The 5,338-nt window shown below is 72.0% G+C and carries 4 protein-coding genes and 1 pseudogene; all 5 read left to right on the top strand.

From position 1 onward, the window contains the following. Positions 1-361: anti-sigma factor (locus tag x551_RS18110; RefSeq protein WP_036249910.1), on the top strand; the 361-nt coding region annotated here is incomplete at its 5' end. A gap of 183 nt (positions 362-544) precedes the next feature. Next, positions 545-1,168 (top strand): annotated as a pseudogene (locus x551_RS27610) (M13 family metallopeptidase N-terminal domain-containing protein); the annotation flags it as partial. Positions 1,169-1,268: 100 nt separating this feature from the next. Beyond that, positions 1,269-2,459, top strand: coding sequence for a M13-type metalloendopeptidase (locus x551_RS27605; protein WP_051495924.1), 1,191 nt, complete (start codon positions 1,269-1,271; stop codon positions 2,457-2,459). A gap of 55 nt (positions 2,460-2,514) precedes the next feature. After that, complete coding sequence (locus x551_RS18100; protein ID WP_036249907.1) at positions 2,515-3,777, top strand: geranylgeranyl reductase family protein; 1,263 nt, start codon at positions 2,515-2,517, stop codon at positions 3,775-3,777. A gap of 130 nt (positions 3,778-3,907) precedes the next feature. Beyond that, positions 3,908-5,338, top strand: a 1,431-nt coding sequence (locus x551_RS18095) for an AAA family ATPase (RefSeq protein WP_036249913.1), incomplete at its 3' end; no start/stop codon positions are given.

Below are 5,338 nucleotides of genomic sequence, written 5' to 3'. Positions count from 1 at the left end.
CGCGCCTGCGCCGGCCGACGCGCCTCGCTACCTGGCGGTGCTGCAGGCCCCGGGCAGCAACACCACCGGCTGGGTCGTCGAGGCCACCGCTGGCGGGCAGTTGCGGCTGGTGCCGGTCGGCACGACCGAGGCCGTGCCGCCGGGCAAGGCGCTGCAGTTCTGGACCAAGGCCGAAGGCGCTGCCGGGCCCACCTCGCTCGGGCTGGTGCGGGCCGGGCAGGTCACCGAACTGCCGGTCGCGACGCTGCCGACGCTGGAGGCGAGGCAGTTGTTCGAGCTCACGCTGGAGCCCGAGACCGGCTCGCCGATCGGCCGGCCGACCGGGCCGATCCTGTTCGTCGGCCGCTCGGTGCGCCTGTAGCGGCAGGCGCCGCCCTGACCGCCTGGAGACGCCTTCTTGAGCCCGCACGACCCGCCCTTCCGTCCTGTCCACGCCTGCGGGCTGCATCGTGCGCTGTTCGGCCCCGAGTCGGCGGCGGGCCAGGCCGAACCGGGCCGTGGCGCGGCGGCGTCGGGCATTGAGCAGGGCTGCTTCGACCGCTCGGTGCGCGTGCAGGACGACCTGTTCCGCCATGTCAACGGCGGGTGGCTGAAGCACACCGCCATTCCCGCCGACCGCGCGTCCACCGGCGCCTTCATGCAGATCCACGACCGCATCCAGGACCAGTTGCTGGCCCTGATCGACGAGGCGTCTGCCGAGGGCCAGGACGGCGAGGCGCGGCAGATCGGCGATCTGTACGCCAGCTTCATGGACGAGGCCGCGATCGAGGCGCGTGGCCTCGCGCCGCTGCAGGACGAACTGGCGGCTGTTGCCGCGATCAACGATCGCGCGCAGTTCGGTGCATGGCTTGCCGACGCCGTCAGCGCCGGCCTGGGGGTGCCGCTGGCCCTGCACATCGGCCAGGACGATCGCGATTCGACGCGCTACGTTCCCTTCCTGTCGCAAGGCGGCCTGGGCCTGCCCGACCGCGACTACTACCTGCTGGAGGACAACGCGCGTTTCGGCGAGGTGCGCGCGCAGTACCGGGCGCACATGGCCGCGATGCTGGTGCTGGCCGGCGAGCCTGCGGCCGCGGCCGAGGCGGCGGCGCGGGCCGTGCTGGCGCTCGAGACCGAGCTGGCCCGGGCGCAGTGGTCGCGCGTCGAGAACCGTGACCCGGTGAAGACCTACAACCGCTGCGACTTCGCCGCGCTGCGCGCGCTGGCCCCGGCGATCGACTGGACGGCTCGCCGCGCGCACCGGCCTGGCCGGTCGCGCCGAAGGGCTGGTGGTCGGCCAGCCGAGTTACCTGGCTGCGCTGTCGGCGCGGCTCGCCGACGCGCCGCTCGACGCCTGGAAGGCCTACGCGACGCTGCGTGTGCTGTATGCCTACACGCCCTTCCTGGGCCGCGCGATCGTCGACGCCCGTTTCGCCTTCACCGGCACCGTGCTGCGCGGCACGCCGGAGAACCTGCCGCGCTGGAAACGCGGTGTCGCGCTGGTCGAGGGCTGCCTCGGCGAGGGCCTGGGCCAGCTCTACGTGGCCCGACACTTCCCGCCGGCCCACAAGGCGCGCATGGAGGCGCTGGTCGCGCAGCTGCTCGCGGCCTACCGACGTAACCTCGACACGCTGGACTGGATGGGGCCGGCCACGCGCGCCCAGGCGCAGGCCAAGCTGGCCCGGCTCGTGACCAAGATCGGCTACCCGGTGCGCTGGCGCGACTACCGCGCGCTGGAGATCCGCCGCGACGACGTGGTCGGCAACGTGCGGCGCGTGCGTGCGTTCGAGCATGCGCGCCAGCTCGCTCGGCTGGGCCAGCCGATCGACCGCGACGAGTGGGGCATGACGCCGCAGACCGTGAACGCCTACTACAACCCGTCGATGAACGAGATCGTGTTCCCGGCGTCCATCCTGCAGCCGCCGTTCTTCGACGCGGACGCCGACGACGCGGTGAACTACGGCGCGATCGGTGCCGTCATCGGCCACGAGATCAGCCACGGCTTCGACGACATGGGCAGCCAATACGACGCCGACGGCAATCTGCGCGACTGGTGGACTGCCGAGGACCGCGCCCGCTTCGCCGCCAAGACCGGCGTACTGGTGGCGCAGTACGGTGCCTACGAGCCGCTGCCGGGCTATCCGATCGACGGCGCGCTGTCGCTGGGCGAGAACATTGCCGACAACGCCGGCCTGGCGATCGCCTTCCAGGCCTACCAGCGATCGCTCGGTGGCCGGCCGGCCCCGGTGATCGACGGGCTGGAGGGCGCGCAGCGCTTCTTCTACGGCTTCGCTCAGGTGTGGCGCGGCAAGCAGCGCGAGGCGGCGCTGATCGAGCAGATCAAGGCCGGCCCGCATGCGCCCGGCGAGTTCCGCGCCAACGGCACGGTGCGCAACCATCCCGGCTTCTACGCCACCTTCGGCGTGCAGCCGGGCGATGCGCTCTACCTGCCCGAGGCGCAGCGCGTCTCCGTCTGGTGAGACGCGGGCTTTCTAGAATGCCGGCCGTGCCTCGGCCCTGCTCGCCTGACGACGCATGCACCTGCTCCGCCTGAACCGCCCGCTCGCCGACCTGCCCCCCGCCTGCGAGGTGCTGGTGGTCGGTGCCGGCCCGGCCGGCAGCGCGGCGGCCCGCACGCTGGCGCGCGCTGGCGTCGATGTGGTGCTGATCGACCAGCAGGCCTTTCCGCGCGACAAGGTCTGTGGCGACGGCCTGATTCCCGACGCGCACCGTGCGATGGCGAAGCTGGGCGTGCTCGACGAGGTGATGGCGCTCGCGCAGCCGGTGAAGCATCTGCGCTGCATCGCGCCGCGCGGCGGGCGCATCGACGTGCCGGGCACGCTGGCCGTGCTGCCGCGCCGCCAGCTCGACCTGGTGCTGTGCCGTGCCGCGGCGGAGGCCGGCGCGCGCATGCATGCGCCGCTGCGCTTCATCGAACCGCTCGAGGACGCCGGACGGGTGGTCGGTGCCCGCCTGCAGGGGCACGACGAGGCCCGTGCGCCGCGCGAGATCCGCGCCCGCTGGGTGCTGCTCGCCAGCGGCGCAGTGCCGCAGGCCAGCCTCGCCGCGGGAGTGTGCGACCGCCGCACACCCAGCGGCGTGGCGTTGCGCGGCTACGTCAAGAACGACGCCATGGTCGGTCGCATCACCGAGCTCGAGGTGGCGTGGCATCGCCGGCTCAAGCCCGGCTACGGCTGGATCTTTCCGTGCCGCGACGGCGTGTTCAACATCGGCGTCGGCGTCGCGCAGAGCCATCGACGCGACGCCCTCGGCCGCCACCGCATGCTGGACGTGAACCTGCGCGAGGTCTTCGCGGCCTTCACCGAGGTGCACGCGCCGGCACGTGAGCTGATGGAAGGCGGCACGCTGCTCGGCGAACTGAAGGGGGCGCCGCTGCGCTGTTCGCTCGAGGGCGCGCGCCGCTCACGTCCGGGCCTGCTGGTGGCCGGCGAGGCGGCCGGCAGCACCTATGCCCTCACCGGCGAAGGCATCGGCAAGGCGCTCGAGACCGGCGTCCTTGCGGCCGAAGCGGTGATCGAAGGCCAGCGGCTGTCGCTCGGTGACGATGCCGTGCGCGCCCGCTACGAGGCCGACCTGGCGGCGCTGAAGCCGCGCTTCGCGATCTACGAGAAAGCCAGCAGCGTCAACGAGCGCCCCTGGCTCGTCGACCTGCTGGTGTGGAGCGCCCGGCGCAGCCCGCGTCGCCTGCAGCGCATGAGCGGCGTGCTCGAGGAGACACACACGCCCGCCAACCTGGTGACGGCGCGCAGCTTCCTGAGGATGGTGTTCGAACGCTGAGCGCTGAGCCGACACGGGCCTGGCGGTGTAAAGGCTTCGCATTCGCCCTGACTCCCGTCGCGGGGCTTGCTCGCACGGGCGCCCTGGGCCAAGATGGCCCGCACGGAGTCTTGGTTGTGGAGAAGGGGCCATGGCAAGGAGTGCTGCTGACGCCCGTTACGTGCTGTCGCCCGGCCTGGCGGATGCGCCCGTGCTCGACCGGCTGTGCTCGCAGTTCGTCCTCACGCTGGCGTTGCGTCACCTCGGGCGCTTCAACCTGCGGCGCGACTGGAGCGCGCTGCTGTCGCTGACCGGCCGTCACCTGGTGTGGCCGCCCAGCGTGCTGCGCCGGCTGCGCGATTACCTCGGCCAGCGCGTCAAGGCGCACGAAGCCTGGCAGGGCCACGCGGCGCTGAGCGACCTCGCCTTCATCGCCCGCCACGGCGCGTGGCGCGGGCCCTACGAGGAAGGCACGCTGTTCTTCTACATCGACGAGTACGTGAAGGACGCGCCCAAGGACCTGCTGGCCGTGCTGGGCGCCACCGCCGAGTGGTTGCAGCGCAGCGTCAAGAAGGAATCGACGCTGGTGCAGAAGAACATCGATGCGCTGGCCGGTCTGCTGCAGCTCAACCCGGCCGAGCGCGCGCTGCTGCTGTACGGCACGCTGGCGCGCTACCAGCGCGACCTGCGCGGTTTGCTCGTCGAGTTCAAGGTGTCGAGTGCGCAGGAGGCCTACGCGGCGATCGCGCAGGTGGCGGAGGTCGACGAGCGCGAGCTGGCCGAAGCCTTGCGCACCGGCTCGCGGCTCGAGCGCATCGGCATGGTCGAGAACCTGATCTCCGAGCACAACATCACCGACCTGGCTGACCTGATGAAGGTCAGCGAGCAACTGCCGCCGGTGCTGATGCGCGAGTACCAGGGTCCGAGCGACCTGATGGCGGTGTTCACCAAGCCGGCCACGCCGACCGAGCTGACGCTGTCCGACTTCGAGTTCGTCGCGGCCGACGCGCAGATGCTGGTGGCGCTGCTGAGGAACGCGGTCGCGCGCCATGAACCCGGCGTCAACGTGCTGCTCTACGGGCCGCCCGGCACCGGCAAGACCGAGCTCGCCAAGGTGGCGGCGCAGGCCGCCGCGCTCGAGCTGTACGAGGTGGAGTCGGCCGACCGCGACGGCAACTCGCTGTCGGGCCGCGACCGCTACCGCTCGCTGCAGATGAGCCAGGTGTTCCTGAAGGGCAGCCCGAACGTCGCGTTGCTGTTCGACGAGGTGGAAGACGTGTTCCCGCCGCTGTCGAACGACGCCGCGCAGCTGATGGCGCGGCTGGAGCAGAGCGACAGCGGTACCTCGAGCTCGGTGGGCGGCAAGGCCTGGGTCAACCAGATCCTCGAGACCAACCCGGTGCCGGTGGTGTGGGTCACCAACCGCATCGAGCAGATCGACCCGGCGTTCCGCCGCCGCTTCCAGTACCACCTGGAGCTGAACTCGCCGCCGCCGGGCGCGCGCGAGGCGATCGTGCAGCGTGCGCTCGAGGGCGTGCAGGCCGCGCCGGAATTCGTGGCCCGGCTCGCCGGCCGGGCCGGG

Origin of the sequence: Methylibium sp. T29 (assembly GCF_000576205.1) — a bacterium.
GTDB lineage: Bacteria > Pseudomonadota > Gammaproteobacteria > Burkholderiales > Burkholderiaceae_C > Methylibium > Methylibium petroleiphilum.
This window is presented reverse-complemented; position numbering and strand designations above follow the sequence as displayed.

Coding starts and splice junctions, on each gene's coding strand:
- x551_RS18100 (WP_036249907.1), top strand. CDS start 2,515: ATGCACCTGCTCCGCCTGAACCGCCCGCTCGCCGACCTGCCCCCCGCC.